The sequence below is a fragment of the Pseudarthrobacter sp. TE9888 genome (assembly GCF_056279345.1).
Window position 1 is genome coordinate 1,942,354 of sequence record NZ_JBWBRD010000002.1, and the last position, 25,183, is coordinate 1,967,536.

26 protein-coding genes and 2 pseudogenes are annotated in these 25,183 nt (G+C 67.0%); 14 read left to right on the forward strand and 14 right to left on the reverse strand.

Annotation, left to right across the window (positions count from 1 at the left end; translation table 11 throughout):
- Positions 1 to 81: 81 nt before the first annotated feature.
- A complete protein-coding gene (locus ACZ9J7_RS09735) occupies positions 82 to 1,134 on the forward strand; it encodes a LacI family DNA-binding transcriptional regulator (protein ID WP_476208987.1) in 1,053 nt (350 codons plus the stop codon).
- Between the two features lie 80 nt (positions 1,135 to 1,214).
- Here ACZ9J7_RS09735 and ACZ9J7_RS09740 read toward each other — a convergent pair whose 3' ends face one another.
- Together ACZ9J7_RS09740 and ACZ9J7_RS09745 are read right to left on the reverse strand one after the other, a co-directional pair.
- A complete protein-coding gene (locus ACZ9J7_RS09740; protein WP_476208989.1) occupies positions 1,215 to 2,105 on the reverse strand; it encodes a DUF8083 family protein in 891 nt (296 codons plus the stop codon).
- Between the two features lie 34 nt (positions 2,106 to 2,139).
- Positions 2,140 to 2,946: an exodeoxyribonuclease III gene (locus ACZ9J7_RS09745; RefSeq protein WP_476208991.1), complete on the reverse strand. Its 807-nt coding sequence runs from the start codon at positions 2,944 to 2,946 to the stop codon at positions 2,140 to 2,142.
- Positions 2,947 to 3,107: 161 nt separating this feature from the next.
- On the opposite strand from ACZ9J7_RS09745, the gene ACZ9J7_RS09750 reads away from it, so the two are divergent.
- From ACZ9J7_RS09750 to ACZ9J7_RS09765, 4 genes are read left to right on the forward strand one after another with little or no spacing between them, the layout of a single operon-like run.
- The gene (locus ACZ9J7_RS09750) at positions 3,108 to 4,247 is read left to right on the forward strand and encodes an enoyl-CoA hydratase/isomerase family protein (RefSeq protein ID WP_476208993.1); all 1,140 of its coding nucleotides are present in this window, start codon (positions 3,108 to 3,110) and stop codon (positions 4,245 to 4,247) included.
- A complete protein-coding gene (gene mmsB, locus ACZ9J7_RS09755; RefSeq protein ID WP_476208995.1) occupies positions 4,240 to 5,262 on the forward strand; it encodes a 3-hydroxyisobutyrate dehydrogenase in 1,023 nt (340 codons plus the stop codon). Before ACZ9J7_RS09750 ends, mmsB begins: the two co-directional genes overlap by 8 nt.
- Entirely contained in the window at positions 5,259 to 6,035 is a 777-nt protein-coding gene (locus tag ACZ9J7_RS09760; RefSeq protein ID WP_141158325.1) for an enoyl-CoA hydratase, read from the forward strand. The genes mmsB and ACZ9J7_RS09760 overlap by 4 nt, the downstream gene beginning before the upstream one ends.
- Positions 6,036 to 6,045: 10 nt before the next feature.
- Positions 6,046 to 6,714 carry a DedA family protein gene (locus ACZ9J7_RS09765; protein WP_476208997.1) on the forward strand — a complete coding sequence of 223 codons (669 nt, stop codon included), beginning with the start codon at positions 6,046 to 6,048 and terminating at the stop codon, positions 6,712 to 6,714.
- A gap of 18 nt (positions 6,715 to 6,732) precedes the next feature.
- Here the strand turns inward: ACZ9J7_RS09765 and ACZ9J7_RS09770 are convergent, their stop codons facing one another.
- From ACZ9J7_RS09770 to ACZ9J7_RS09795, 6 genes are all read right to left on the reverse strand, one after another.
- Positions 6,733 to 7,701, reverse strand: a complete 969-nt coding sequence (locus tag ACZ9J7_RS09770) for an IS481 family transposase (RefSeq protein WP_476208999.1) — start codon at positions 7,699 to 7,701, stop codon at positions 6,733 to 6,735.
- A gap of 109 nt (positions 7,702 to 7,810) precedes the next feature.
- A complete protein-coding gene (locus tag ACZ9J7_RS09775; RefSeq protein WP_476211829.1) occupies positions 7,811 to 8,590 on the reverse strand; it encodes a MerR family transcriptional regulator in 780 nt (259 codons plus the stop codon).
- 63 nt (positions 8,591 to 8,653) lie between these two features.
- Positions 8,654 to 8,989: a hypothetical protein gene (locus tag ACZ9J7_RS09780; RefSeq protein ID WP_476209001.1), complete on the reverse strand. Its 336-nt coding sequence runs from the start codon at positions 8,987 to 8,989 to the stop codon at positions 8,654 to 8,656.
- A gap of 120 nt (positions 8,990 to 9,109) precedes the next feature.
- Complete coding sequence (locus ACZ9J7_RS09785) at positions 9,110 to 9,313, reverse strand: cold-shock protein (protein ID WP_009357211.1); 204 nt, start codon at positions 9,311 to 9,313, stop codon at positions 9,110 to 9,112.
- Between the two features lie 132 nt (positions 9,314 to 9,445).
- Positions 9,446 to 10,072 (reverse strand): response regulator, encoded by a 627-nt coding sequence (locus ACZ9J7_RS09790; RefSeq protein WP_476209013.1) that lies wholly within the window; start codon positions 10,070 to 10,072, stop codon positions 9,446 to 9,448.
- On the reverse strand, positions 10,069 to 11,124 hold the full coding sequence (locus ACZ9J7_RS09795) for a sensor histidine kinase (RefSeq protein ID WP_476209014.1): 1,056 nt from the start codon (positions 11,122 to 11,124) through the stop codon (positions 10,069 to 10,071). Before ACZ9J7_RS09795 ends, ACZ9J7_RS09790 begins: the two co-directional genes overlap by 4 nt.
- Positions 11,125 to 11,495: 371 nt before the next feature.
- Between ACZ9J7_RS09795 and ACZ9J7_RS09800 the strand changes: the two are divergent.
- Together ACZ9J7_RS09800 and ACZ9J7_RS09805 are read left to right on the forward strand one after the other, a co-directional pair.
- Positions 11,496 to 12,069, forward strand: a pseudogene (locus ACZ9J7_RS09800) (GlcG/HbpS family heme-binding protein).
- Positions 12,070 to 12,078: 9 nt separating this feature from the next.
- Positions 12,079 to 12,774: an ankyrin repeat domain-containing protein gene (locus tag ACZ9J7_RS09805; protein ID WP_476209016.1), complete on the forward strand. Its 696-nt coding sequence runs from the start codon at positions 12,079 to 12,081 to the stop codon at positions 12,772 to 12,774.
- A gap of 125 nt (positions 12,775 to 12,899) precedes the next feature.
- On the opposite strand, the gene ACZ9J7_RS09810 is transcribed toward ACZ9J7_RS09805, so the two are convergent.
- From ACZ9J7_RS09810 to ACZ9J7_RS09825, 4 genes are read right to left on the reverse strand one after another with little or no spacing between them, the layout of a single operon-like run.
- Complete coding sequence (locus tag ACZ9J7_RS09810) at positions 12,900 to 14,084, reverse strand: acetyl-CoA acetyltransferase (RefSeq protein ID WP_476209017.1); 1,185 nt, start codon at positions 14,082 to 14,084, stop codon at positions 12,900 to 12,902.
- The gene (locus ACZ9J7_RS09815; RefSeq protein WP_476209019.1) at positions 14,081 to 14,752 is read right to left on the reverse strand and encodes a CoA transferase subunit B; all 672 of its coding nucleotides are present in this window, start codon (positions 14,750 to 14,752) and stop codon (positions 14,081 to 14,083) included. The genes ACZ9J7_RS09810 and ACZ9J7_RS09815 overlap by 4 nt, the downstream gene beginning before the upstream one ends.
- A gap of 37 nt (positions 14,753 to 14,789) precedes the next feature.
- Positions 14,790 to 16,229, reverse strand: coding sequence for a short-chain fatty acid transporter (locus ACZ9J7_RS09820; RefSeq protein ID WP_347885757.1), 1,440 nt, complete (start codon positions 16,227 to 16,229; stop codon positions 14,790 to 14,792).
- A gap of 51 nt (positions 16,230 to 16,280) precedes the next feature.
- Positions 16,281 to 16,997 carry a CoA transferase subunit A gene (locus ACZ9J7_RS09825; RefSeq protein ID WP_476209021.1) on the reverse strand — a complete coding sequence of 239 codons (717 nt, stop codon included), beginning with the start codon at positions 16,995 to 16,997 and terminating at the stop codon, positions 16,281 to 16,283.
- 161 nt (positions 16,998 to 17,158) lie between these two features.
- Here ACZ9J7_RS09825 and ACZ9J7_RS09830 point away from each other — a divergent pair, with 161 nt between their 5' ends.
- Positions 17,159 to 17,956 carry an IclR family transcriptional regulator gene (locus tag ACZ9J7_RS09830; protein WP_476209022.1) on the forward strand — a complete coding sequence of 266 codons (798 nt, stop codon included), beginning with the start codon at positions 17,159 to 17,161 and terminating at the stop codon, positions 17,954 to 17,956.
- Positions 17,957 to 18,060: 104 nt separating this feature from the next.
- On the opposite strand, the gene nadE is transcribed toward ACZ9J7_RS09830, so the two are convergent.
- Positions 18,061 to 18,915: an ammonia-dependent NAD(+) synthetase gene (gene nadE, locus ACZ9J7_RS09835; protein ID WP_476209024.1), complete on the reverse strand. Its 855-nt coding sequence runs from the start codon at positions 18,913 to 18,915 to the stop codon at positions 18,061 to 18,063.
- 75 nt (positions 18,916 to 18,990) lie between these two features.
- Between nadE and ACZ9J7_RS09840 the strand changes: the two are divergent.
- The 5 genes and pseudogenes from ACZ9J7_RS09840 to ACZ9J7_RS09860 form a co-directional block, all read left to right on the forward strand.
- Positions 18,991 to 20,250: pseudogene (locus ACZ9J7_RS09840) on the forward strand (FAD-dependent oxidoreductase); the annotation flags it as partial.
- A 48-nt stretch (positions 20,251 to 20,298) separates the two neighbouring features.
- Positions 20,299 to 20,883, forward strand: a complete 585-nt coding sequence (gene pyrE, locus ACZ9J7_RS09845) for an orotate phosphoribosyltransferase (protein ID WP_476211830.1) — start codon at positions 20,299 to 20,301, stop codon at positions 20,881 to 20,883.
- A 144-nt stretch (positions 20,884 to 21,027) separates the two neighbouring features.
- A complete protein-coding gene (locus ACZ9J7_RS09850; protein WP_476209025.1) occupies positions 21,028 to 21,774 on the forward strand; it encodes a GAF and ANTAR domain-containing protein in 747 nt (248 codons plus the stop codon).
- A gap of 82 nt (positions 21,775 to 21,856) precedes the next feature.
- Positions 21,857 to 22,477, forward strand: a complete 621-nt coding sequence (locus tag ACZ9J7_RS09855) for a hypothetical protein (RefSeq protein WP_476209027.1) — start codon at positions 21,857 to 21,859, stop codon at positions 22,475 to 22,477.
- Between the two features lie 69 nt (positions 22,478 to 22,546).
- Positions 22,547 to 23,587: a thioesterase domain-containing protein gene (locus tag ACZ9J7_RS09860; RefSeq protein WP_476209029.1), complete on the forward strand. Its 1,041-nt coding sequence runs from the start codon at positions 22,547 to 22,549 to the stop codon at positions 23,585 to 23,587.
- On the opposite strand, the gene ACZ9J7_RS09865 is transcribed toward ACZ9J7_RS09860, so the two are convergent.
- Positions 23,584 to 24,420, reverse strand: a complete 837-nt coding sequence (locus ACZ9J7_RS09865) for an HAD-IIA family hydrolase (RefSeq protein ID WP_476209030.1) — start codon at positions 24,418 to 24,420, stop codon at positions 23,584 to 23,586. The genes ACZ9J7_RS09860 and ACZ9J7_RS09865 overlap by 4 nt on opposite strands.
- A 70-nt stretch (positions 24,421 to 24,490) precedes the next feature.
- Between ACZ9J7_RS09865 and ACZ9J7_RS09870 the strand changes: the two genes are divergently transcribed.
- On the forward strand, positions 24,491 to 25,153 hold the full coding sequence (locus tag ACZ9J7_RS09870) for a TrmH family RNA methyltransferase (protein ID WP_476209031.1): 663 nt from the start codon (positions 24,491 to 24,493) through the stop codon (positions 25,151 to 25,153).
- Positions 25,154 to 25,183 lie beyond the last annotated feature (30 nt).

The following is a 25,183-nucleotide window of genomic DNA, read 5'->3' on the forward strand; positions in this document are numbered from 1 at the left end:
CCGGAATGGAAAAATACAAGGCCGGGGGTAAACGCAGGGCCAGCCGGCCCTACGCCGAAAAGGAGTTAAAAGGGGGACACGGTGGCACGGACAACGGAAAGGTCCCAGCGCGGCGGCCATAACGGCGTCAGCATCGAGGACGTGGCGGCCGCCGCCGGAGTCTCAACAGCCACCGTCTCCCGTGCGGTCCGCGGACTGCCCAGGGTTTCTCCAGCCACCAGGGAGAAGATCCTGGAAGTGGCCGGGAACCTGGGCTACGTGGCCTCGTCCTCCGCCTCCGGACTGGCCACGGGGCGCACCAAAACCATCGGCGTCCTGGCCCCGTTCGTCAGCCGGTGGTTCTTTTCCAAGGCCATCGAGGGCGCAGACCGCGAACTGCACGCCAGGCACTACAACCTCTCCCTCTTCAACCTTGGCGGCCACGGGAGCAACCGCGAGCGGCTCTTCAGCAAGACCATGGTCTACAAGCAGATCGACGCCCTGCTGGTGCTCTGCATGGCCCTCAGCCACGATGAAATCGAACACCTCCAGAAGATCGACATCCCCCTGGTGGTGGTCGGGGGGCACGTCGAGGAGTGCCCCTACATTGGCATCGACGACTACGCTGCAGCGTCCACAGCGGTCCGGCACCTGATCGATTTAGGCCACCGCGACATCGCCCTGCTGCATGGCGACGACGAGACAGACCTGAACTTCGACGTTCCCCGGGTCCGCATCCTGGCATTCAAGGACGTCATGGCCGCCGCCGGGCTGCCCACCCGGCCGGAGTGGGACGAATGGGGCGACTTCACCGTGCGCAGTGGCCAGGAGGCCTTCCGCCGGCTGTGGTCGGGTCCGGGACAGAAGCCGACGGCCATCTTTTGCGCCTCGGACGAAATGGCCATGGGCGTCATTTTCGAAGCCAACCGCATCGGCGTCAGCGTCCCTGGCGACCTGTCCGTGGTGGGCATCGACAACCACGATTTCGCCGCTGCCATGGGTTTGACCACCGTAGGGCAGCGCCCGGACGAACAAGCCGAACTGGCTACCAAGATGCTGCTGGATGAACTGGACGGCCAGGACGGGGCCGTGCGCTCCGCGGTGGCGCCCCATGAGCTCATCATCCGGCGCACCACGGCGCCTCCCCAAACCTGACATATCCCGCCCGTAAAGATTCCACGCTGACAGATCGGATGTGAAACAGCCGCCCTGAACAACCAGGAACCTGGCGTCCGCTACGAAGCGCGGGCCAGCTGCCGGATGGGGATCCAGCGTGAGGCCAGCCGCCGGTAGGCCGCGGCGGCGCCGGTCATGTCCCCCTCGGCCAGGCATTCGATGCCCAGCCTGATGTCCATGGGGGACTCGTCCGGGTACACCTTGTCCGCCACGGCCCCGTAGTCCAGTTCAACCATGGAATTCACCTGGAACAGTTCCAGCCACTCCGTCAGCTGCGCCAGGTCATCGAGCATGTCCAGGTCCGGGGCGGCGAGGGCCAGGTTGGCCACCGCGTAGCGGGCCCGCTCCAGGGCATCGGTGATGGGCGTCCAGACGCGGACGGTGAGGATGCGCCCGGCGGCTTCCACCACGTCCTTGCGGTCGGACTCCATGAACAACGAGAACCAGCTGAACGGAATGCCCCAGGTTGAGGCCCGGGTATGGACGCGGACGGAACCGTCACGGGCCTTCACCAGGTCGATCCGCTCCTGGTGCCGGTCCCGCTGCTCCTCCGGGATCAGCAGCTCAGCCAGTGGGCCGTGGATTCCCTCCATCAGGGCGTTCGCGGCCAGCCCGGCGCGGAGGACCAGCTGGCTGGGGCAATACAGGAGGACTTTCTCAACGCCGGCGTCAGCATCGTCGTCGGCCGTTCCACCGTCCGGCCCCGGCGCGGTGGTGACACGCACCAAGTCGGTGCGTCCGGTGGGGAAGGGGTCCCCGCCGGAGCGTGTGATCCGGCCCAGCGAGGCGAGCAGTTCAGCGTTTTCGACGGCGGCGCGGGACACAGCCTGCGCGCCAGCCGCCGCGATGGCCGGACGCTGTTCTTCCGGGAAGGCCTCCAAGGGCTCGTAGACGCGCAGCGTGGAGGAGAAAGGCAGGCCGGCCTGGCCCCGGTAGAGGTTCCCCGTCACGACGGTCTCCTTGCATGGGTGCCGGGCGCGGTCATCAGTCAGCCAATTCCACCAGCACGGGGGCGTGGTCAGAGGCGCCCTTGCCCTTGCGTTCCTCGCGGTCGATCGAGGCGCCGGTGACGCGGGCGGCCAGGGCGGGGGAGGCCAGGATGAAGTCGATCCGCATGCCTTCCTTCTTGGGGAACCGTAGCTGGGTGTAGTCCCAGTAGGTGTAGACGCCGGGGCCGGGGGTGTAGGGGCGCACCACGTCGGTGTAGCCGGCCGACTCGAAGGCGTGGAAGGCCTCCCGTTCCGGCGGGCTGACGTGCGTTGCCCGGTTGGCGATGAACAGGTCGATGTCCCAGACGTCATCGTCGAACGGCGCGATGTTCCAGTCGCCCATCAAGGCCACCTGCGCCTGGGGGTTCTCCGTGACCAGAGCCTGGGCGTGCGTCTTGAGGCTTTCGAGCCACTTGAGCTTGTACGGCATGTGTTCGTCGTCCAGGGAGCGGCCGTTGGGGACGTAGAGGCTCCAGACGCGCACGCCGCCGCAGGTGGCAGCCATGGCGCGGGCTTCCTGCACTGGATCCTTCCCGGCCTTGCCGAACGAGGGCTGGTCCAGGAAGGTCCGTTCCACGTCCTCGAGGCCCACCCGGGAGGCGATGGCCACGCCGTTCCACTGGTTCACCCCGAAGTGGGCCACCTCGTAGCCCATCCGTTCAAAGAGTTCCCACGGAAAGTTGTCGTCCTTGCATTTGGTCTCCTGGATGGCCAGGACGTCGCAGTCGCTGCGCTGGAGCCAGGCTTCAACGCGGTCGGCGCGGGCACGGAGCGAGTTCACATTCCAGGTAGCTATCTTCACGGTTCCTAACTTACCTTGGCGGCCGCGCGCCGGGTAAAGCCCCCGCGCGCCCGGGTCCCGCCGTCCGGCCATGGTTGGTCCCGGGCAGCAGGCGGCGGGTATATTCGCACCAGAATGGCCTGGATCACACGCCCGGCCACCATGCGAAGGAGCACCAGCCGATGACCGCAGCCACGGGCACCACAACGGACAGCAGCGCAGGAGACGGCGACGCGGAGGTGCTTTTTGGCCACCGCGGCCGGCTCGGTGTGATCACCCTCAACCGGCCCCGGGCCGTCAATGCGCTCACCGCGGGAATGGTGAACCTGCTCCTGCGCCAGCTCACCGCTTGGGCCCCGGACGACGACGTGGCCGCCGTCCTGGTGCAGGGCGCCGGGGAGCGGGGCCTGTGCGCGGGCGGAGACATCGTGGCCATCTACCGGGACATGCTGCACGGCGGAACCCAGACTGCTGACTTCTGGCAGACCGAGTACCGCGTGAACTCGCTCATCGCCCGGTACCCCAAGCCGTACGTCGCCCTCATGGACGGACTGGTCCTTGGCGGCGGGGTGGGGATCTCGGCGCACGGGAACGTCCGCGTGGTCACCGAACGGACCCGGATGGGGATGCCGGAGACCACCATCGGGTTCGCGCCCGACGTCGGCGGCACCTTCCTGCTGTCCCGCGCGCCGGGCCAAACGGGAACCCATGCGGCCCTAACCGGGGCACACCTGGATGCGGGGGATGCCTTGTTCCTGGGCCTGGCCGACCATTACGTCCCCTCGCACGCGCTGCCCCGGCTGGTGGCGGCGCTTGAGGACGAAAGCCCGGAAGCCGCCGTCGCCCGCTGCGCTGAACAGCCTCCGGCCTCGGCACTGTCCGGGCAACGGGACTGGATCGATGCCTGCTACGCCAGCGACGACGCCGGGGACATTGTCGCCCGGCTCCGCGCCTGGACCGGGCCGGGCCGGGAAGATGCCACGGAAGCGGCGGACACCATCGAAGCCAAGTCACCCACCTCGGTCAAGGTCACCCTGGCGTCCCTGCGCCGGGCCGCAAACCTAACCCTTGATGAGGCCTTGGCCCAGGAATACCGGGTAGGAATCCGCCTCCTGGCCGGGCCTGATTTCCGCGAGGGCATCCGCGCCCAGGTGGTGGACAAGGACAGGAACCCGCAGTGGAAGCCGGCCACGCTGGCCGAGGTGCTGCCGGGCCAGGTGGACAGGTTCTTCCAGCCGCTGGACGGCCCGGAGCTGGACCTGCAGCCTGGGCCGGACCTGGAAGTGACGGATCTGGAAATAACGGAGGCGGACCATGCCTGAAAACGGCAGCGTGGCATTCCTGAGACTTGGCCACATGGGCGGTCCCATGGCCCTGAACCTCGTCCGCGCCGGTTACCGGGTGACCGGGTTCGACGTGGTGCCCGCAGCCATGGAAGCAGCCCGGGCGCAGGGTGTTCCGGTGGCGGCCAGCGCCGTCGAAGCACTTGCCGGCGCCGACGTGGTGCTGACCATGTTCCCCAGCGGCCGGCACGTCCTGGACGCCTACCGGGGCACCGCCGGACATGTCGGAGAACCGGGCGGGCCCGGACTGCTGGCCGCCGCGCCACCGGGAACCATGTTCCTTGACTGCTCCACCATCAACGTCGACGAGGCACGGGAAGCTGCCCGGCTGGCCATTGAAGCCGGCCACCGTGCTGTTGATGCCCCCGTTTCCGGCGGCGTGGTGGGAGCGGAGGCGGGCACGCTGACCTTCATGGCCGGCGGCGAAGCGGCAGGCTTCGAGGAAGTGCTGCCGCTCCTGGAGGTCATGGGCAGGCGGGTGGTGCACTGCGGCGCCCACGGAGCCGGGCAGGCCGCCAAAATCTGCAACAACATGATCCTGGGCGTCTCGATGATCGCGGTCAGCGAAGCGTTCGTGCTGGGGGAAAAGCTGGGGCTGACGCACCAGGCGCTGTTCGACGTCGCTTCTGCCGCGTCGGGGCAGTGCTGGGCGCTGACCACCAATTGCCCCGTGCCTGGACCGGTGCCCACCAGCCCGGCCAACAGGGACTACCAGCCCGGTTTTGCCTCGACCCTCATGGCCAAGGACCTTAACCTTGCCGTCAACGCGCTCGACAGTACCGGGGTGGCAGGGCAGATGGGAGCCCTCGCGGCCCGGATCTACGATAGGTTTGCCGCGGAGGGCGGAGCGGGCCGCGACTTCTCTGCCATCATCACGGACATCCGCGGCGCATCGGAGCGGCAGGCCGGGGATGGCCCCGCAGGGGCCGGTGGCACGGAGGTGCCGGGCCGGCGTCCGGCCACGACAGCACACGACGACGGGAGTCCCGAATGACGGAGTACGCCAACATCCTGGTGGAGCAGCAGGGCAGGGTCGGGCTGGTGACACTGAACAGGCCCGCGGCATTGAATGCGCTGAACAAGGCCACGATGGAGGAAGTGGTGGCCGCCGTGACGGCCATGGATTCCGACCCCGGAGTAGGCGCGGTGGTGATCACGGGCTCCGGAAAGGCCTTCGCCGCGGGAGCCGACATCAAGGAGATGGCGGACCAGGGCTACATGGACATGTACGTCGCGGACTGGTTCCGGGGGTGGGAGGAGCTCACCCGCCTGCGGATCCCCACCATCGCGGCGGTGTCCGGCTTCGCCCTGGGCGGCGGCTGCGAACTGGCCATGATGTGCGACCTGATCATCGCCGGGGACAACGCAAAGTTCGGCCAGCCGGAAATCAACCTTGCCGTCCTCCCCGGCATGGGCGGCTCGCAGCGCCTGACCAGGGCGGTGGGCAAGGCCAAGGCCATGGACATGATCCTCACCGGACGGTTCATCGACGCGGAGGAAGCGGACCGGTGCGGGCTGGTGTCCCGGGTGGTTCCGGCGGCAGAGGTGGTGTCCGAAGCACTCAAGGTGGCCGGCGTCATCGCCGAAAAGTCAAAGCCCGCGGCAATGGCGGCCAAGGAAGCCGTGAACGCTGCTTTCGAAACCGGGCTGGCCCAGGGAGTGGTGTTCGAACGGCGGCTCTTCCACTCCCTGTTCGCCACAGAGGACCAGAAGGAAGGCATGGCTGCGTTCACCGAGAAACGCCAGCCGGAATTCAAGCACCGGTAGACCCGGCCAGATGACGTGGAGAACCGTGGCCGCAGCCGGCACCGCTGAAGGATTCACGGGAATTGTGGGCTTCGCTGCCAGGGCCATCGACATGCTGGGCGAGTGGGGCGTGGGGGCCTTTACCTTGGCGGAGACCGTAGTGCCTCCCATCCCCAGCGAGGTGATTCTTCCGCTGGCGGGGTATCTCGCCAGGCAGGGGTCCCTGAATCTCCTCCTCGTCTTTGCCACCAGCACCCTGGGCGCCTACCTCGGGGCTCTGTTGCTCTACCTGCTGGGGGCAAAGCTGGGCCTGGAACGGTCCATCCGCTGGCTGTCCAGGCTGCCGCTGGTAGGCAGCGAAGACTTCGAGCGTGCCGCTGGCTGGTTCCGCCGGCATGGCAGGTCCTCCATCTTTTTCGGCCGTCTGCTGCCCGGGGTCCGGAGCCTGATCTCACTGCCGGCAGGCGCTGCGGCCATGCCGCTGGTTACATTCACCGCTTTCACCCTTGCCGGCAGCGGGCTGTGGAACGGTGCCCTCATTGGGCTGGGCTACCTCCTGGGCACCCAGTACCAGCTCATTGAGAAGTACTCCCGGTTCCTGAACTATGCCGTCTATGCGGCCTTGGCCGTCGCCGTGGTGCTGCTGGTCATCCGGCGGACCAAGCGGACCACGGCGACGCGGGAAGATTTCAGGCGCTGACTGCGGCCTCCTGGCCGCCTAGATGTATTGACCTGAGAGGTTGGTGACGCGGCTGGCCGGTGGCTGACCTTTGAGTGAGGTGTGACCTCGATGATGATTGTAGTGATGGAGCCAGCCAGCGAAAGCGGCAACACGCTCGGCCTCTGATCTGTAAGGACGGGCGTAGGCCCATTCGTCGAGCAGGGTGCGGTTGTAGCGCTCGACTTTGCCGTTGGTCTGAGGCCTGTAGGGACGGGTGCGTTTGTGCTTGATGTCCGGGCCCAAGGCGTCTTTGAACGCGTAGGAGCGGTAGCAGGAACCGTTATCGGTCAGGACCCGTTTGACCGTGATCCCGTGGGACTCGAAGTAGGCGTTGGCACGTTCCCAGAATCCGGCCGCGGTGTCCTTTTTCTCATCGGTCAGGATCTCCGTGTAGGCGAGCCGGGAGTGGTCATCGACGGCGTTGTGCAAGAAAGCGTGGCCCGGTCTCCTGTTCGCCGCGGTGCCGGTCTTGTTCCGGTTTCCGGCGGCCCTGCCGACACTGCGGTGGCCCCCGCCGTCGGGGATCCGTCCAAGTTTCTTAATGTCGACGTGGACCAGGTCCCCGGGTCTGTGGTGCTCGTAGCGGCGGATCACCCGGCCCGTGGCCCGGTCCAGCCACGACAGCCTCGCCAGCCCGAATCGGGACAGGACCCGGTGCACCGTGGAGGGGTGGATGCCCAGCAGATAGCCGATCCGTGCCGGGCCCCAGCGGCGGTTGACCCTGATCGCGACGATCCGCCGCTCCCGCCGCATGGAGGTCCGTCGCGGGGAGTTGATGGGCCGGCTGGAACGATCACCCATCCCGTGCTCACCGTGCTCCCGGTAACGGGCCGCCCACCGCGCTGCGGTCGTCACCGACACCTGGAACCGCTCAGCAGCACGGCGCAGCGGCCACCCGTCATCGACGATGCACCGGGCCAGCCGGAGCCGTCCCTTCGGCGTCAGAAGCGCGTTAGCATGGGACATTGAAGACCTCCTTGTGGATCGGACTCTTAGACAAGCCCCACTCCACTTGGAGGTCTTCTTTTTGTCACCTAACCACGCCGCATGTTCCTAACCTCCGTGGTCAATACACCTAGAGGTTCCGTGCCGCGAAGCTGTGGAGGGCCTCCCGGACGAAGCGTGCTCCCTCGACACCGCCGTAATTCGCGGCGAAACGGGGGTCCGCCACGTACATTTCGGCCAACCCGGTGACGTATCCCCGGATATCGCCGCCGCTTTCAGCGGCAGGTGTTCCCGGGATGGACTTCAGCCACGCCACATGCCGCCCTGCCAGTTCGCGGGCTTCCGGCCCGTCCGCAGGTACGCCCGCAGCCGCGGCAGCTGTCCAGTCCCGGCCAAGCTCCTCCGCCTGGGACTTCCACTCCCGTTTCTCCACGGCCCCCATGCCGCGCCACCACGAATCGGATGCCGCATAGGCGTCCTTGCCCCACCGTTCTTCAACTTCATCCTTGTACTGCGTGTGGTCGAAGCCCTTGAACATGTCCTCCGCCATCAGATGGCCTCCTGCCTTTACTGTTTCGATGGTTTGCCGCACGGACTCAGCCTGCCGGGCCAGCCGCTGCTGCTCCTGGCCCAGCCACTCCAAATGCCGGCTCAGCGCTGCCGCTGGATCAACCTCGCGGTGGAAGACTTCCGCGATCGCGGGCAAACCCAGGCCCAGTTCGCGCAGCAACAGGATGCGCTGCAACTGGAGGAGGGCTGCGCCGTCGTAATAGCGGTAGCCGTTGTGGCCTACCCGGCTGGGCTTCAGCAGGCCGATGTCGTCATAGTGACGGAGCGTGCGGCTGGTGGTGCCGGCGAGCCTGGCAACGTCCTGGATGGACCAGTCCCTGCCGCCGGTGTTGGAAAAAATCCTGCATGCTGCGAGCCTAGGGCTTGACGCTGCGTCAACGTCAAGGCCAACGGCGCCGGGTCTTCAGCCGGCCCGGCGGTCTCGTGGGGCCCGGTGCCTGGCCTGCGCCACAAGTCGGGTGAACGCGAAAACAAAGATGGCCTCAATGAGCACCATGAGGCCCAGCAGCAGCCACTGCTGGCGGCTGAAGAACACGATGCATCCGGTCAGGGCCAGGACGGTTCCCAGGGCGAGCGCATAGATGGCGAAGCCAACGGCCACACGGGCGCTGCGGACCCCGGTCCGGAACCCGAAGCCGTGCGGCTCCCCGCCGGGCTGCCCGGGGATGAGGTCCGGCGCTGCTGGACCGAGGGAGTCGAACTCCTCCCACGGGTCCCTGTCCTGGTCCTGTCGCGTCATGAATCGATTATCCCAAATACGGGAAGCCGAAGGGCTGCGGCACAAAAAAGCGGCTCCCCCAACTGACGTTGGAGGAGCCGCTGGATGGGGTCCCGGCCAGTGCCGGAGGCCGCCGAAGACTTAGAGCGGGCGGATGTTCTCTGCCTGCGGACCCTTGGGGCCCTGGGTCACATCGAATTCGACCTTCTGGTTCTCGTCCAGTGAGCGGTAGCCGCTGGTGGCGATTGCCGAGTAGTGGGCGAATACGTCAGCGGACCCGTCATCGGGGGCAATGAAGCCAAAACCCTTTTCGGCGTTGAACCATTTAACTGTGCCTGTTGCCATGGCTGCATTCCTTCATGTGACTCTGATTCTCTCCCCGGGGATCGTCCCGGAGTGTGCGGGAGTTAGTCCCCCACAAACCCCAACGTACGGGGCGCAGGCTCCGGGTGCAAGGGTATGCGCCATAAAGTGCCGTCAACGCATGCCCTCGCGCCGGATCGCGGTGGCGATGGCGGCCGCCCTGGTGTCCACCCCGAGCTTGGCGTAGATGTGCGCCAAATGGGTTTTGACCGTGGCCTCGGAGATGAAAAGCCGCCGGCCGAGTTCGCGGTTGCTGAGGCCTTCGGTGAGGAGGCCCAGCAGCTCGGCCTCCCGTGGGGTCAGGACTTCGTCGGGATTGCGGAGCTGCTGGAACAGCCGGGATGCCACCGGCGGGCTCATCACGCTCCTGCCCACGGCCGCCCCCCTGATGGCGGCGAAAATCTCCTCCGGGGCAGCATCCTTCAACAGGTAGCCCATGGCGCCGGCATCCACGGCGCGGACGATGTCGGCGTCGGAGTCGTAGGTGGTGAAAACCAGGATGGCCTGCCGGCCGTTGAGGTCCCTGATCCGCCTGATCGCTTCGAGCCCATCCATGCCCGGCCCCATGGCAAGGTCCATCACCACCACCGAGGGGGAGATCGCCTGGGCGAGTCGCACGGCATCCTCCCCGGAGCCGGCCTCGGCCACCACCTCGATGTCCGGTTCCGTGCTGAGCAGTGCGCGCAGTCCGCTCCTGACCACCAGGTGGTCGTCCACCAGCAGGACGGTGATGCTGTTCATGCGCCCGGCTCCATCGGCAGCTGCGCCGCCACGATTGTTCCGTCGCCGGGGGCGCTTTGCACGGAGAATGTTCCGCCCAGCTGCTCCACCCGCTGCCGCATGGCCCGCAGCCCATAGCCTCCTGCGTGCGACGGCGGAGCTGCCGCCGCCGGATCGAAGCCGGCGCCGTCGTCGTAAATGTCCAAAGTCACGGCGTCCGGCAGGAAGCCCAGCGTTACCGTGGCCGCCGACGCCGCAGCGTGGAGCAGGATGTTCGACGCCGCGCTTTGCACCACGCGCAGCAGGGCGTGGCGAATGTCAGCGGAGACCGGCCGCAGTTCACCGGTCACCAGCAGCCTGGTCCCGGGAACGTACTGGCGGGCGGTGGCCAGCAGCGCCTCCGGCAATGGAACCGATTCCAAACCGGGCGAGGCCAGCTCATGGACCAGGCTCCGGGTCTCCGCCAGGTTCGCGCGGAGCAGGCTGGTGGCCTGGAGAAGGCCCTCACGGGCTGCCGCGCTGGGCCATCCGCGGCTGGCGGCCTCAAGCAGGAGCAGGCTGCTGGCGAGGCCCTGGGTGACAGTGTCATGGATTTCCCGCGACACCCGCTCCCGTTCGGCAATGGTGCCCGCCCGTCGCTCGCTGGCGGCCAGTTGGCCCTGGGCCAGGGAAATGTCCGCATGCAGGCGGCGCTGCTCCTCGGCGTCGTGCTGGATCCGGTCGTAAATCAGTGTCAGCATGACGCCCACGGCCACGGGCCCCAGAAGCATGGCCAGGTCGGTACCGTTGCCCAGCCGGAACAGGCCGGCGGCGGTGGCGAGTGTGATGGCGCCGGCCAGGATATAGGACGCGGCACCGCGCAGGGCGCTCCTGCAGAGGAAGAAAAGAGCAAAGGAACACCACGCGAAACTCGGTGCAGCCACAACCAGGACCGCCCAGACCGCCACCAGGGCAACCATCCACGGGGTTCCGCGGCGGTCCTGTACCGAGAGCAGGGCCACGACGGCGTAGAGCAGGCAAGCGGCAATCGCGAGCCCCAGGACCAAGAGATTGTCGGCCGGGGTATGCCGCATGACGTACCGGACCACCGAGGCCACCAGGAGGACGGCGAAGCCCAGGTGGACGGCTGCCTCGATGTTGCCCAGCCGGCCTTTGGCATTGCGAAGCAGCGGACGGCGGGATCCGGCGCCCTGACCGGCGGCGGCCTGGGCTGGCCCGGTGCGTTGGGGGGTGGCTCAGGCGGGCATGCTGGATCCGGATCTGGTGGCGGGAAGTGCTGCCTTCCATGCTAGGGCTCACCGGTTGTCCGGTGCCTCATCCTTTTGGCTGATACGGCTGGCTTTTCGTCGGAGCCGGGACCAGACGAAGGCCCGATGGAAGGGCCCGTTCTTCCCGGAAATATGGAAACCGGCAACACGATCCCTTTCTGACCTAAGGAAACACCTTGAAGAAGTCCACCAAAGCCCTCGCCGCCGCCGCTGCCGGAGCCCTCCTGATCACTGCCGGAGCAACGGCTGCCGCCAACGCCGGTACCGCGGGCACTGTGGAAGCACCCGTCGTCGTACCTGCCGTTGATGTCCAGCCGGCTCCGGAAACCGTGGTGCAGCAAAACCGCATTGCCGCCGGTGCCTCCGCCCAGGCCGTCACTGCTGCGCTCGCAAAGTGCCAGGCCGATAAGCTGCCGTTCGTCACGGTGGCCCTCGTTGACCGCTTTGGTACCGTCCAGGCTTTGCTCCGGGGTGACAACGCCGCCGCCCACACCATCGAAGCGGCAAAGCAGAAGGCCTATACGGCAGCCGCGTTCGGGGCCCCCACCAGCGAGTTGGCCAGGCGCGTCAACGGCAACGGTCCCCTCGATCGCTGACCTGCCGGGCACCCTGTTCCTCGCAGGCGGTGTCCCACTGAAGGTCAACGGTGTTTCCGTGGCCGGCATCGGCGTCGGTGGTGCCCCTGACGGCGCCCTCGACGAAGCCTGCGCGGCGGCCGGTGCAGAGGCCATCGCCGGCGCCGCGAAATAGGCTGGACGCATGAGGCCTGGCAGCACCGCAGCACTCATGGCCGTGGCCGCGCTGGGGTTGCTCCTGGCCGCGTGCCAGGCCAGTCCCGGCCAGCCGCAGGGAGTGGATACCCCGCCACCCGCTGCCTCGGTCAGCCCAAGCCCCGGCGCAGGTGCCGGGACGCCCGCGCCGCCTTCCCCTGCCTCCCCACCGGCGCCGTCTCCCGCCGACCAGGCCCGGCTGGACCAGGACCTTATCGCAGCCGCCAAAGCCAACAACGCCCCGTTGGTGGCCGAACTCATCGGCCGGGGTGGCAACGTCAACGCCAAGGACCCGATCCAGGACTCTGCGTTCCTGTTCGCCGGAGCTGAGGGGCTCAACGAGGTCCTGCAGCTGACGCTGGCCGCCGGCGCAGACGTCACCAGCATCAACCGCTACGGCGGGACGGCGTTGATTCCGGCCAGCGAGCACGGACATGTGGAAACGGTGAAGGTCCTCATTGCGGCGGGGGTCCCCGTCAACCATGTCAACAACCTTGGCTGGACCGCCATGCAGGAGGCCATCCTGCTCAACGACGGCGGGCCGCGCCAGCAGGAGGTGGTGCGCTTGCTGCTGGCGGCCGGCGCAGACCCCGGAATCCGCGACCCGGAAGGCCGGACGGCGCTGCAGAACGCTGAGCGGCTCGGTTATTCGGAGATAGCCGCCGTGATCCGCGGCCGGGGTTAGCCCGTGGGCGTGCCGGACCGCCGGGTTTCCCCACCTTTGCCGGATAACGACGACGGCGCGCCGCACTTTTGGTGCGACGCGCCGCCGTCGGGCTTGGAAGCCGGGGGATTCAGCGGGCCCTTGGCTCAGACGGCTTCCAGGACGCTGACGTAGTTGGCGATGCCCACTCCGCCCATGTTCTGCACAGCCGCCCGGCGGGGCCCCGCGAGCTGCATGTCCCCGGCTGTACCGGTGAGCTGCATGGCGGCGATGACGTGCTGGGAGACCCCTGTGGCCCCCACGGGGTGGCCCTTGGCCTTGAGGCCGCCGGAGACGTTGATGGGAAGCTTCCCGTCCTTGAAGACCCAGCCTTCCTCGATGGCACGGGCGCCCTGACCCGGCTCTGCCAGGCCGATGGCCTCGTACATGAGCAGTTCCGCGATGGTGAAGCAGTCGTGCACTTCGGCGAAGTCCAGGTCCGCCAGGCCCACGCCGGCCATCGCCATGGCCCGCTGCCATGAGGTGCGGGTTGCGGCGAACGCGGTGGGGTCCCGGCGCTCGGCGGGGAAAAAGTCGTTGGCCTGGCCGAAGCCCGCGAGCCGGACCGGGGCGGTGGCGCCACCGGTGGGGGAGACGGACAGCACGACGGCGGCGGCACCGTCGGAGACGGGCGAACAGTCGGTGCGGCGCAGCGGGTCCGCCACCATGGGGTTCTTGTCCGAGACGGTGCGGCAGAAGTCCTCGCCCAGATCCTTCCGGAGCTGGGCGTAGGGGTTGTCCACGCCATTGCGGTGGTTCTTCGCCGCGATGCTGCCCAGGACGTCGGAGACCGGCCCGTACCGCTTCTCGTAGTGCTTCGCGACCTCGGCGAAAAGCCCGGTGAAGCCGGTGGTGGAGGGCTTGCCGGCCATGTCATAGTCGGCGCCGAGCAGGGCCGCTCCCACCACGTCCGCACCGGCATGGGTCATCTTTTCAGCGCCGATCACCAGGACGGTCCGGGCGGTGCCGGCCAGCAGCGACTTGGTGCCCTGCTGGAAGGCGGCCGATCCGGAGGCGCAGGCGTTTTCCACCCGGGTGGAGGGTACGTTGGCCAGGGCCGGGGAGACCTGCAGGGCCAGCGAGGATGGGAACGCCAGCGGCATCATGCCGGAGTTGAACTGACCGATGTAGATCTCGTCGATCTGGCCGGGTTCGATTCCGGCGTTGCCGATCGCTTCGGTGGCCACCTGGACGATCAGGGACTCAAGGGTCTCCTCCGTCAGCTTGCCGAACCGGCTGTGGCCCCAGCCGGTGAGCAGGACGTCCTTGCCAAACTGTTCCTTCAGGCTCATGCTGCCACTTCCTCGTTGTCGAGCCGGACCTCAAAGCCGGCGTCGGTCTTTTCCCGGATTTCCTCGACCGCGACGCCCGGGGCCAGCCGGGTCAGCGTCAGCTGCCGGCCGCCGTCGGCCGTCTTGAACAGGTCGAACACGGCAAGGTCGCTGATGATCCGGTCCACGCAGCTGAGCCCGGTCAGCGGCAGCGTGCACTCGCGGACGATTTTCGCGGTGCCGTCCTTGGCGTTGTGCTCGGTGAGGACCACGACGCGCGGAGTTCCGGCCACCAGGTCCATGGCGCCGCCCATGCCCTTGACCATCTTGCCCGGGATGGTCCAGTTGGCCAGGTCGCCATTGCCGGAGACCTGCATGGCGCCAAGGATGGCCACTTTCACGTGCCCGCCGCGGATCATGCCGAACGAGGTAGCCGAGTCGAAGATGCTGCCGCCCGGCAACACCGTGACGGTCTGCTTGCCGGCATTGATCAGGTCTGCGTCCTCCTCGCCCTCGTAGGGGAACGGCCCCATGCCCAGCAGGCCGTTCTCGCTCTGCAGGACCACCCGCACGCCCTCGGGCAGGTTGTTGGCCACCAGCGTGGGAATGCCGATCCCCAGGTTCACGTAGTCGCCGTCGTTCAGTTCCTCTGCCGCGATGGCAGCCATTTCATCCCTGGTCCATCCCATGGGGTTTCTCCTTGGTCTTCTAGCTGTTCTCGTTGGATTAGTTGGGTATTACCGGCGGCACGAACTCGAACGTCATGCCCAGCAGCCACGCGAGCAGCAGCACCACCGGCAGGTGGAACAGGAACTGCTGGAACGTGAAGCCCACCAGGTCCCGGGCGCGCAGGCCCAGCACCGCCAGCAGAGGGAGCATGAAGAACGGGTTGACCAGGTTGGGCAGGGCCTCGGCCATGTTGTAGATCTGCACGGTCCAGCCAAGGTTCATGTTCACGTCCGTGGCGGACTGCATGACGTAGGGCGCCTCCACCAGCCACTTTCCGCCGCCGGACGGGACGAACATGCCCAGGATGGCCGTGTAGATGGCGATGATGACGGCGAACGCTCCGTTGCCGCCGATGCTGGTGAAGAAGTGAGCCAGGTGTTCGGATACCGACAGGCCGCCGGCGCCGGTGGCCTTGGTCAGGATGGCGGCCATGGCGGCATACAGCGGAAACTGCACCAGGATGCCCGCCGTAGCCGGGACCGCCTTGGTGACGGACTGCAGGAATTTGCGCGGAGTCCCGTGCAGGACCAGCCCCAGCATCAGGAAAACCAGGAGGTAGCCGTTGAGTGAGCTGACCACGCTGAGGATGGGCAGGGTCAGCAGCTGGGACACCAGCCAGCCGAGGGTGAGCACGCCGGCCAGGATGGGCAGGACCCTGCTGTATTCGAGCCATTCGCCGGGCCGGGACTTTTCGGCCGGCGGTTCGGGCTGGTCGTCGAGGTCGACGCCGAGATCGGCCGCCGTTTTCACGGCGCTCCCCGTCGGCGCGGAGAAGTGCGCGATGACGGTGGTGAGGACCATGAGGATGAGCAGGGTCAGCAGGGACTGCCAGGTGAAGATGGTGGTGCCGAAGTCCAGAACGCCGGTGACCTTCAGCAGCGCCGGCGGAATGGAGGCCTTGGTGGCCTGCAGCTGTGCGGCGGAGGAGGACATGCCCAGGGCCCAGACGGCACCCAGGCCCATGAAGGCTGCGGCGCCCAGTGCCCGGTAGTCCACGTGCAGGTCTGCCCGCCGGGCCACCGCCCGCGCCAGGAGGCCGCCGAAGATCAGGCTCAGGCCCCAGTTCACGAATGACACGGACATGGAAAGGACAGCCACGAAGCTGACGGCGGTGCGTGCGGAGTTGGGTACCTGTGCCAGCCGGTCAATCAGCCTGGCCACGGGCGGCGACGTTGCCACCACATAACCGGTCAATACCACCATGGCCATCTGGAGGGTGAACGCCGTGAGGTCCCAAAACCCGTTGCCGAAGGAGTCCACCACTGCCTTGGGTGAAGCGCCGATGGCCAGCGCCGCGATGGCCACCAGCACGACGCCGGCGAGGGCAAAGATGTACGCGTCAGGGAACCACTTCTGCGTCCAGCCGGCCAGCGTTTCAGCCATCCGGGCCAGACCCTTCTGGCGGACGTCCGGGTGGTCGGTTTGCGTGGTGGTCATGAGGGTTTTCTCTCCGTTGAGTGCTGTGGATCAGGGCAGGCGTGGGCCCGGTCAGGCGGAGACCAGGCCGGTCCGCGGCCGGGCTGTGCGCTGCTCGATGTCTTTGACCCGGTCCGTGGCCTGCACCAGCCGCTGGACAAAGACGCCGGGCGTGGCGATGTGGTTCGGGTCCAGGTCGCCGGGCGCCACGATCACTTCGGCCTCGGCGACGGTCAGGATCCCGGCCGTGGCCACCACCGGGTTGAAGTTCCGGGCCGTGAAGCGGTAGACCAAATTGCCGTCCGTGTCCGCGGTGTGGGCGTGGACCAGGGCGACGTCGGCCACGATGGCGCGCTCGCGGACGTACGTTTCGCCGTCGAACACCTCGTGCGGCTTGCCCTCGGCCACCAGGGTGCCAACACCCGTCTTGGTATAGAAGGCAGGGATTCCGGCGCCCCCGGCGCGAAGGCGTTCGGCCAGGGTGCCCTGCGGCGTGAATTCGACCTCCAGCTTGCCGGCGAGGTACTGCTCGGCGAACAGCTTGTTTTCGCCAACGTAGGACGCGATCACTTTGCGGACCTGGCCTGCTTCGATAAGGATGCCGAGCCCTTTGCCGTCCACGCCCATGTTGTTCGACACCACCGTGAGGTCACGGACGCCGGAATCGCGGACGGCCTCGATCAGGTCGGCCGGGATGCCGCTCAAGCCAAACCCGCCGACGGCGAGGGTGATGCCGTCCTGCAGTGCCCCCTCCAGGGCGGTGGCGGCAGAAGCCTGGAGTTTCTTCATGACGTCTCCTCGTTGAGCGCAGTAGTCCACTTTGTGGACGCTTGGGATCTGAGTTTGGAGACTACGGCCGTTGGGAAGAACGTGTCAAGAATCACTGATAAATGCCTTACAGTATGGACAGTAGGCCGAAAAGCATCCATATTGTGGACAAAGGGGAAGTGATGGCATCGACACCGGTGCAAGGCGCCCAGGTGGTGGCGCGGATTGCGGGACTGCTCCGGCTGGTGGGCCGCAGCGCCGAGGGAATGCCGCTCGCGGTCCTGGTCCGGGAATCAGGCCTTACCCGGCCAACGGTCCACCGGCTCCTGACCTCGCTCGCCGCGGAAGGCCTGCTGGACCATGATTCCGTCACGGGCAGCTGGGTCCTGGGCCCGGAAATCCTGCTGATGGGCTCGGTGGCGTCAGCCCGGTTCCCGATGGAGGACATCGCCCGGCCCAGCCTGCGCAGGCTTGCACAGGCCACAGGGGAGAGCGCCTTCTTCTCCATCCGCCGCGGCAATGAGACGGTGTGCCTGCTGCGTGAGGAGGGCACGTTCCCCGTCAGGTCCTTTGTCCTGCACGAGGGAGTCCGTTTCCCGCTGGGCGTCGCGTCGGCCGGGACCGCCATCCTGGCCTTCCTGCCCACGGATGAGCAGGAGGAGCTGCTGGGCCGGTGGCCGGAGCACGCCGGCGCCTTCGCCGCGAACCACACGGTCGACCTCGTCCGAAAGAACCTGGCCCGGACCAGGCTGGCCGGCTATTCGGTGAACCCGGGGCTGGTCCTGGAAGGAAGCTGGGGGATGGGTGCCGCGGTGTTCGACAGGTCCGGGCGGCCCGCCTGGGCGTTGTCACTGACGGGCATTGAACCGCGGTTCAAGCCCGAACGGCAGGAGGAACTGGGCGGCCTGCTGATGGCGGAGGCCCACCGGATAACGCAGCAGCTGGGCGGGGGAGCGGACGGCGGACGGCGCACCCGCTGAGCCTCCCCGGCTTTGCCCGTGAACGACGACGGCGGGCCACGCCTTTCAGGCGCGGCCCGCCGTCGTACTCCCCGAAGGTGGGGAAAATCAGCAGAGGGGGCGGCCTATAGCCCGGCGCGGGGCTCCACGGGACCTTCGCCCTTCCACCACGTGTCAAAGATGGTCACCGGCACGGTGCGCTTGTGGCGGGTCCGGAGGTACTTCTGCTCGATGGATTCGGCCACCGCATCCGGGACCTCGCGGCCTTCAAGGTAGTCGTCAATCTGGTCGTAGCTGATGCCCAGCTCGTCCTCATCCGTGCGGCCCGGCCGGTCATCCAGCAGGTCCGCGGTGGGCACCTTCTCCCACACACGGGCCGGCGCACCCAGTTCAGCCAGGAGGGCCCGGTTCTGCCGCTTGTTCAGGCCGAACAAGGGCAGGATGTCGGCGCCGCCGTCGCCGTACTTGGTGAAGAAGCCCGTGACGGACTCCGCGCCGTGGTCGGTGCCGATCACCAGGTAGTTGAACTCGCCGGCCAGCGCATACTGGGCGATCATCCGGGTGCGGGCCTTGGTGTTTCCCTTGTGGAAGTCGGAGATTTCCGCGCCCACGGTCTTCTCGAACTCGTCCTCGAAGCCGTCCACCGCTGCCGAGATGTTGAACGTCCACTCCGTCTTGGCCTTGATGAAGTCCAGGGCTGCCTGGGCGTCCTCCTCATCGTGCTGGACGCCGTACGGGAGGCGGACCGCAACGAAGTTGGCCTCTACGCCCTCAGCCCCAAGCTCATCAACCGCCAGCTGGGCAAGCCTTCCGGCGAGCGAGGAATCCAGGCCGCCGGAGATGCCCAGGACAAAGCCCTTGGTGTGGGTGGCCTTCAAATATTCCTTGAGGAAAGTGACGCGTTTGCGCACCTCCCCTGCGGGATCGATCCGGGGCTGAACGCCCATTTCTTCAATGATCTTGGCCTGGAGTTCGCGCATGCTGTCCAGCCTAGCCAGCGCTGTCAACAACCCTCAACTGTTCCGGGCGGCCCCTGCGCGGCGTAGCTTTATGGCATGGAGCGGACGGGATGTGCCGTGGTGGGCGGTGGCCCGGCAGGAATGATGCTTGGCCTGCTGCTGGCACGGGCCGGCGTGCGCGTGGCAGTCCTGGAAAAGCACCGCGACTTCCTGCGCGACTTCCGCGGCGACACGGTGCACGCGTCCACCATCCGGCTGATGGACGAACTGGGCCTGGGCGACGGATTCCGGGCCCTGCCGCAAAGCCGCCTGGACAACGTCGCTGTTCCGGTTCCCGGTGCCGGGCTCGTCACGCTGGCGGCCTTCGACTCCCTGAAGCCCCCGTACAACTACGTGGCCATGATGCCCCAATGGGACTTCCTGAATTTCCTCGCCTCGGCAGCCGCCGCGGAGCCCACGTTTACGCTGCTCATGGAAACTGAGGCCACCGGCCTGGAGTTCGACAGCGGCCACGTCACCGGGGTGCGATACCGCTCCACCGGAGATACCGCCGATGACGGTGAACGCGTGCTGCATGCCGACGTTGTGGTGGCCGCCGACGGCCGGCATTCGGTGTTGAGGCAGGCAGCCGGACTGCGGGCCCGGGAGTATCCGGTGCCGTTCGATACATGGTGGTTCAAGATTCCCCGCCACCCCTCGGAGCAGGGCGACGTGGCGGGTGTGGTGCCCTCGCTGGGAACCCGGGACGCCATGATTGCGCTTAACCGCACCGACTACTACCAAATGGGCTACCTCGCGCCCAAAGGCTCGGACGCCAGGATCCGGGAAGGCGGCGTGGAACGGTTCCGCGAAAGGGTGGCAGCACTGCGTCCCGACCTCGCCGACCGGGTTGATTCGATCCGCAGCGTGGCAGACCTGCATTGGCTGGACGTCAGGCTGAACCGGCTGCAGCGCTGGTACATCGACGGGTTCCTGTGCATTGGCGATGCTGCGCACGCGATGTCACCCGCGGGCGGGGTGGGCATCAACCTGGCCATCCAGGACGCAGTGGCGGCCGCGGAACGCCTGGCCCCCGACCTGCGCCAGGGGCACGTTCGGACCCGGACCCTTGCTTCCATCCAACGCCGGCGCCGCATGCCCACGGTGGTGGTCCAGGCCATGCAGCGGATCATGCACCGGGTGGTGTTCGTACCACTCTTCGCCGGAACCTTGTCCGGGGACATGCTGGCAGGCAGGGATGCCCGTACCCCGTTTCCCATCCAGCGCATCCTCTTCTTCATCCTGCGCCACAACCCCGTGGTGAAGCGCGTCCTGCCGCGGGTGGTTGCCATCGGTCCCCGCCCGGAGCACGCCCCCGGCTTCGCCCGCCCGCTTACCGCCCCGCCACCCACTAAACTGGGGGCCATGACTTCGTCCACTGACACTGCGGTAGACACCGCGGCTGCCCGCGCCCGACTGCTCGAATTGATCAAGGAACTCGCCGTGGTCCGCGGCAAGGTGACCCTCTCCAGCGGAGCAGAGGCGGACTACTACATCGACCTGCGCCGCATCACCCTGCACCATGAGGCGTCCAAGCTGGTGGGCCAGGTCATGCTGGCACTGGCGGACGACGCCGGCATCGACTTTGAGTGCGCCGGAGGCCTCACCATGGGTGCCGACCCCGTGGGCACTGCCGTCATGCACGCGGCCGTCGACGCCGGCCGCACGGTTGACGCGTTCGTGGTCCGCAAGGCCCAGAAGTCCTACGGCATGGGCCGGCAGGTGGAGGGCCCCTCTGTTGAGGGCCGCAAGGTGCTGGTCCTGGAGGACACGTCCACCACGGGCGGCTCCGCGCTGACCGCAGTGGAAGGCGTCCGGAAGGCCGGCGGCAACGTCGTCGCGGTGGCCGTGATCGTGGACCGGGATACCGGCGCCAAGGAAAAGATCGAAGCCGAAACCGGCGTTCCCTACCTGTTCGCCTTCGGCAAGGACGAACTGGGTCTCTCTTAGCCTGGCGGAGCCGGCCCCCGCGGCCGGCTCCGTCGACGCATTTGGGTCTGGTTGTTGGCTCGCCGCTGAAGACTGCAATATCATATGCGTTAACACTTTTCAGTTGCTTGGAGATCCTGCATTTTGCTCCCCCCACAACAGCCTTTGAGCGCAACCGACCAGGTCCAGAACCTCATCCTGGAAAGCGCCGACTTCGAGGACTTCCTCAACGAATTGGCGCGCTTCTCCGCGCACCAGATGGCAGGCGACGGCGACGACGCCCTGTGCGGCATCACGCTGCTCCGCGACCGCAAGGCTGCCACCATTGGCTGGAGCAGCGAGACGGCCCGGGAAGTCGATGAAATCCAGTACTCCCTGGCCCAGGGTCCCTGCCTTTCCGCGGCTCAGGACGAACGCGAAGTCTACGTCCCGGACCTCCTGCAGGAGGACCGGTGGGGACCGGATTACGCGTCCGCGGTTGCCTCCCACGGCCTGCGTTCGGTGCTTTCCCTGCCGTTCAACCTGCAGGGCGAGGCCAAAGCTGCGCTGAATCTCTACTCCGACGCCCCGCACAAGTTTGATGGGCGGGCCGCGGACAGGGCACGGGACTTTACCCGCGAGATCTCCGAAGCGCTGCGGCTCGCTGTCAGGTTCTCGCTGCACGCAGACAGTGCATCCAACCTTCGGGCCACGCTGGAATCGCGGACCATCATCGACATCGCCATCGGCATTGTCATGGCGCAGAACCGGTGCAGCCAGGAAGCCGCCGTCGAAATCCTCACGGAGGCCTCCAGCAACAGCAACACCAAACTGCGGGACATCGCCAAGTCGCTGGTGGATTCGGTGGGCGGCGCCGGTGCGCGCACCCACTACCAGGAGCCTGGAAAGGTCAGCCCCGGTCCGCGCGCCTGAACGGCAGGTTGTGCGGCGGCCCGGCGGGAGTTACGCTTGCGGAGGTTGAGCCGTCGGCCATAGAACCTCTTTTGGAGTACCTATGGACCGCGCGCTAGACGCACTCGTTAACCTTGATGTCCCTGCCGACATCGTCCGGATTGAAGTCCGGGGAGCCCTTCACCACGAATCCCGTGCTGAATTGGTCCACATCATCCGCCGCGTCCGGAGGATGGGCATCCGCTGCCGCATCTGCGTCGACCTCTCGCGGGCTGAACTTGTCGAATCCTCCGCCCTGGCCGGACTGCGCAGCGACCTCAACGCCATGGACACCAAGTCCTTGCTGGGCGTTCCGGCCGCGGGGGTCTCCCTCCAGCTCACGCCTGCGGCCCACGACTGGGCGGCAGGCGAAGCTTCCAGCCGCCGGCCGCTCCTGATGGACGACGACGTCAGGGAGCTCTTTCCGGGCGGCGACTTCGCAGGCGAATTCCCGCAGCTGCCGGTCATGTGGATCGAAGAGCTGTACGGACGTCCGCTGACCGAATACACCGACCAGGAACTCCTGCTCGCCAGCGACTCCGCCTTTGCCTTGCTGGACAACCCGGAGGCACCCGACGGCGCCGACCTGCTGGGCCGCTACAACGACATCGGACTGGAAATCCTCCGCCGCCAACAGGAACCGCAGGCACCCTTCCCGGCCACCGAAGGACAGGCCGCCAGCTGATCCCGGCGTCACCGAACGGTTACACACGTTCATTGCGGTGCCGCGTTTGGCTGGGCTTACGGTAGGACTGTGCCGTATGAGGGGGAGGTCCATCCGCAGGGCCGGCGCGGGGTCTCCGACGCCCGGCTGCTGGCGGAAGCCGCTGCCCTTAAACGCTTCTCACGGCGTTCATTCCTGGCCGGAGCCGGCGCGTCCGGACTGCTGGCCGCCGACATGCTGGTGACCCGTGAAGTGCAGTCGCAGCGCCGGACCACCCGGATCCTGTCCGTTGCCGATGACTTCGCCGACGCCTACTACCCGGACGCCAGCTGGTTCCTGTTCCCCGGGTACAAAACCAGCTGGGAAGAGGCGCAGTGGATCCTGAACACGCTCCGGGGTTCCCTGAACAAGCGTGCCCGGCTCGCCGCCGTCGGATATTCCAACCTGGGGCTGAACGTCTCCGAGGTGGTCGCCGCGATCGCCGACTACGTTGCCGCTGAGAAGATCACCAAACTCTTTTTTTACGGGCACAGCTTCGGCGGGATGCTTGCCACCCAGGTGGCGGCCCGGCTCCTGGCCCTGCAGGGCCTCCAGGTGCAGTTCATCCTCCTTGACTCCAGCCCGTACAGCGCCCACGACGTCCTGGACCAAAGCTGGTTCGACGGCGTTGTGTTCCTCTACGAGAGCGGCGTCAGGTTTCCATCCACCCTCCGCGGCGGGTATGAACTGGGGGAGCGGATCATCCACAAGGACGAACGGAGCTGGCGGCAGATCCTCAACCAGACACTGGAGCAGCTCTCACCCATTGCCCCGTCCAATGTCCTGGTCCAGACGGAGTCCGCCTACATCTACCACTTCGAGGGACGGCAGTTCGCCGGGCAGCTCGGCACGGCCAGGATGGCCTACCTGGGCAACCCGAAGGACGCCACCGTGGACTACGAGACCGCATCCGAAACCTGGGCCGTGGTCTACAAGGACAACATGGTTTCAAGCAGCCTTCAGACCACCGGGGCAGTACCCGCCCATGCCAGCCCGGGCTGGAATCCGCAGATCTACCGGCCCATGGTCACGGGACTGCTGGACGAGTACTTCCCGCTGCCCCGGGGCGGAACCCGGGTCAGTATCTTCTAGATCTGGTTCTTCAGGTCCGCTACGGAGTTGAGCACCTGGTTGGGCCGGAACGGGTACGCGGCGATGTCGTCCTTGTGCGTGATGCCGCTGAGGACCAGGACCGTGTGCAGGCCGGCCTCCATGCCGGCGATGATGTCCGTGTCCATCCGGTCACCGATCATGGCCGTGGTTTCCGAGTGTGCGTCGATCTGGTTCATCGCAGACCGGAACATCATGGGGTTCGGCTTGCCCACGATGTACGGTTCGCGGCCGGTGGCCTTGGTAATCAGGGCCGCGATGGCACCAGTGGCCGGCATGGGGCCGTCCTTGGAAGGGCCGGTTGCGTCCGGGTTGGTGGCGATGAACCGGGCGCCGGCGAGGATCAGGCGGATGGCCATCGTGATTGCCTCGAAGGAATACGTGCGCGTCTCGCCGAGCACCACGAAGTCCGGGTTCTGGTCGGTGAGGATGAAGCCTGCCTCGTGCAGCGCCGTCGTCAGCCCTGCCTCGCCGATGGTGTAGGCACGGTTTCCGGACTCCGCCCCGCCGGCGGAGACCTGGTCCTTCAGGAACTGGGCCGTGGCCAGGGCTGACGTCCAGATGTTCTCCTCCGGGATCTCGAGGCCGGAGGCACGCAGGCGGGCTGCGAGGTCGCGGGGCGTGAAGATGGAGTTGTTGGTCAGCACCAGGAACCGCTTGGACGTATCCACCCAGCGCTGGATCAGCTCGGCCGCGCCGGGAATGGGCTGGTTTTCGTGCACCAGGACGCCATCCATGTCCGTCAGCCAGCACTCGATCTCCTGGCCGCTGCGGTATACCGCGGGGTTGCCTGTTACCTGGTCCTCGTCTGCCATGCCTGCCTCCGCCTGTGATGGTTGCCCGAAGAGTCCAGTCTAGTGTTGAAGGGTGAACCAAACGCCCGGCATGACAGACGAACCCGACCACCAGCCCGGGGAGGCCGCACCCGCAAAGGCGGAGGTCGGCGTCGGGCCCTGGGAAGGGGAACTGCCGGAAGGCGACCACTGGGACCCTGACCTCCTGGCCGACGGCGACCGGCGCAATGTGCTGGACAAATACCGCTACTGGAAGCATGAGGCGATCGTCGCGGAGCTGGACTCCCGCCGGCATAACTTCCACGTGGCCATCGAAAACTGGCAGCACGACCTGAACATCGGCACCGTGGTGCGCACCGCCAACGCCTTCCTCGCCAAGGAAGTCCACATCATCGGCCGACGCCGGTGGAACCGTCGCGGCGCCATGGTCACCGACCGCTACCAGCACGTCCGGCACCACCCCACCGTTGAGGACTTCGTGCAGTGGGCGCAGGGGGAGGGACTCGCGATCATCGGGATCGACATCTTCCCCGACTCGGTGCCCCTGGAGACCTACGAGCTGCCGCGCGACTGCGTACTGGTGTTCGGGCAGGAGGGCCCGGGCCTGACCCCGGAAGTCCACCAGGCCGCCGCCGCCACCCTGTCCATCGAGCAGTTCGGCTCCACCCGCTCCATCAACGCCGCGTCCGCCGCGGCCATCGCCATGCACGCCTGGATCCGCCGGCACGTCTTCAACCAGCACCCGGGGGCGTAACCCAGAGCACTCCCAGCCCGGGAATGACTA

Bases quoted from the DNA above. Each gene is read 5' to 3' on its own strand.
- ACZ9J7_RS09820 (WP_347885757.1), bottom strand. From the start codon at position 16,229: ATGACCACCACGCAAACCGACCACCCGGACGTCCGCCAGAAGGGTCTG.
- ACZ9J7_RS09830 (WP_476209022.1), top strand. From the start codon at position 17,159: ATGGCATCGACACCGGTGCAAGGCGCCCAGGTGGTGGCGCGGATTGCG.
- pyrE (WP_476211830.1), top strand. From the start codon at position 20,299: ATGACTTCGTCCACTGACACTGCGGTAGACACCGCGGCTGCCCGCGCC.
- ACZ9J7_RS09785 (WP_009357211.1), bottom strand. From the start codon at position 9,313: ATGGCAACAGGCACAGTTAAATGGTTCAACGCCGAAAAGGGTTTTGGC.
- ACZ9J7_RS09765 (WP_476208997.1), top strand. From the start codon at position 6,046: ATGACGTGGAGAACCGTGGCCGCAGCCGGCACCGCTGAAGGATTCACG.
- ACZ9J7_RS09790 (WP_476209013.1), bottom strand. From the start codon at position 10,072: ATGAACAGCATCACCGTCCTGCTGGTGGACGACCACCTGGTGGTCAGG.
- ACZ9J7_RS09750 (WP_476208993.1), top strand. From the start codon at position 3,108: ATGACCGCAGCCACGGGCACCACAACGGACAGCAGCGCAGGAGACGGC.
- ACZ9J7_RS09815 (WP_476209019.1), bottom strand. From the start codon at position 14,752: ATGGGATGGACCAGGGATGAAATGGCTGCCATCGCGGCAGAGGAACTG.
- ACZ9J7_RS09825 (WP_476209021.1), bottom strand. From the start codon at position 16,997: ATGAAGAAACTCCAGGCTTCTGCCGCCACCGCCCTGGAGGGGGCACTG.
- ACZ9J7_RS09805 (WP_476209016.1), top strand. From the start codon at position 12,079: ATGAGGCCTGGCAGCACCGCAGCACTCATGGCCGTGGCCGCGCTGGGG.
- ACZ9J7_RS09770 (WP_476208999.1), bottom strand. From the start codon at position 7,701: ATGTCCCATGCTAACGCGCTTCTGACGCCGAAGGGACGGCTCCGGCTG.
- ACZ9J7_RS09760 (WP_141158325.1), top strand. From the start codon at position 5,259: ATGACGGAGTACGCCAACATCCTGGTGGAGCAGCAGGGCAGGGTCGGG.
- ACZ9J7_RS09795 (WP_476209014.1), bottom strand. From the start codon at position 11,124: ATGCGGCATACCCCGGCCGACAATCTCTTGGTCCTGGGGCTCGCGATT.
- ACZ9J7_RS09870 (WP_476209031.1), top strand. From the start codon at position 24,491: ATGACAGACGAACCCGACCACCAGCCCGGGGAGGCCGCACCCGCAAAG.
- ACZ9J7_RS09810 (WP_476209017.1), bottom strand. From the start codon at position 14,084: ATGAGCCTGAAGGAACAGTTTGGCAAGGACGTCCTGCTCACCGGCTGG.
- ACZ9J7_RS09865 (WP_476209030.1), bottom strand. From the start codon at position 24,420: ATGGCAGACGAGGACCAGGTAACAGGCAACCCCGCGGTATACCGCAGC.
- ACZ9J7_RS09855 (WP_476209027.1), top strand. From the start codon at position 21,857: ATGGACCGCGCGCTAGACGCACTCGTTAACCTTGATGTCCCTGCCGAC.
- nadE (WP_476209024.1), bottom strand. From the start codon at position 18,915: ATGCGCGAACTCCAGGCCAAGATCATTGAAGAAATGGGCGTTCAGCCC.
- mmsB (WP_476208995.1), top strand. From the start codon at position 4,240: ATGCCTGAAAACGGCAGCGTGGCATTCCTGAGACTTGGCCACATGGGC.
- ACZ9J7_RS09780 (WP_476209001.1), bottom strand. From the start codon at position 8,989: ATGACGCGACAGGACCAGGACAGGGACCCGTGGGAGGAGTTCGACTCC.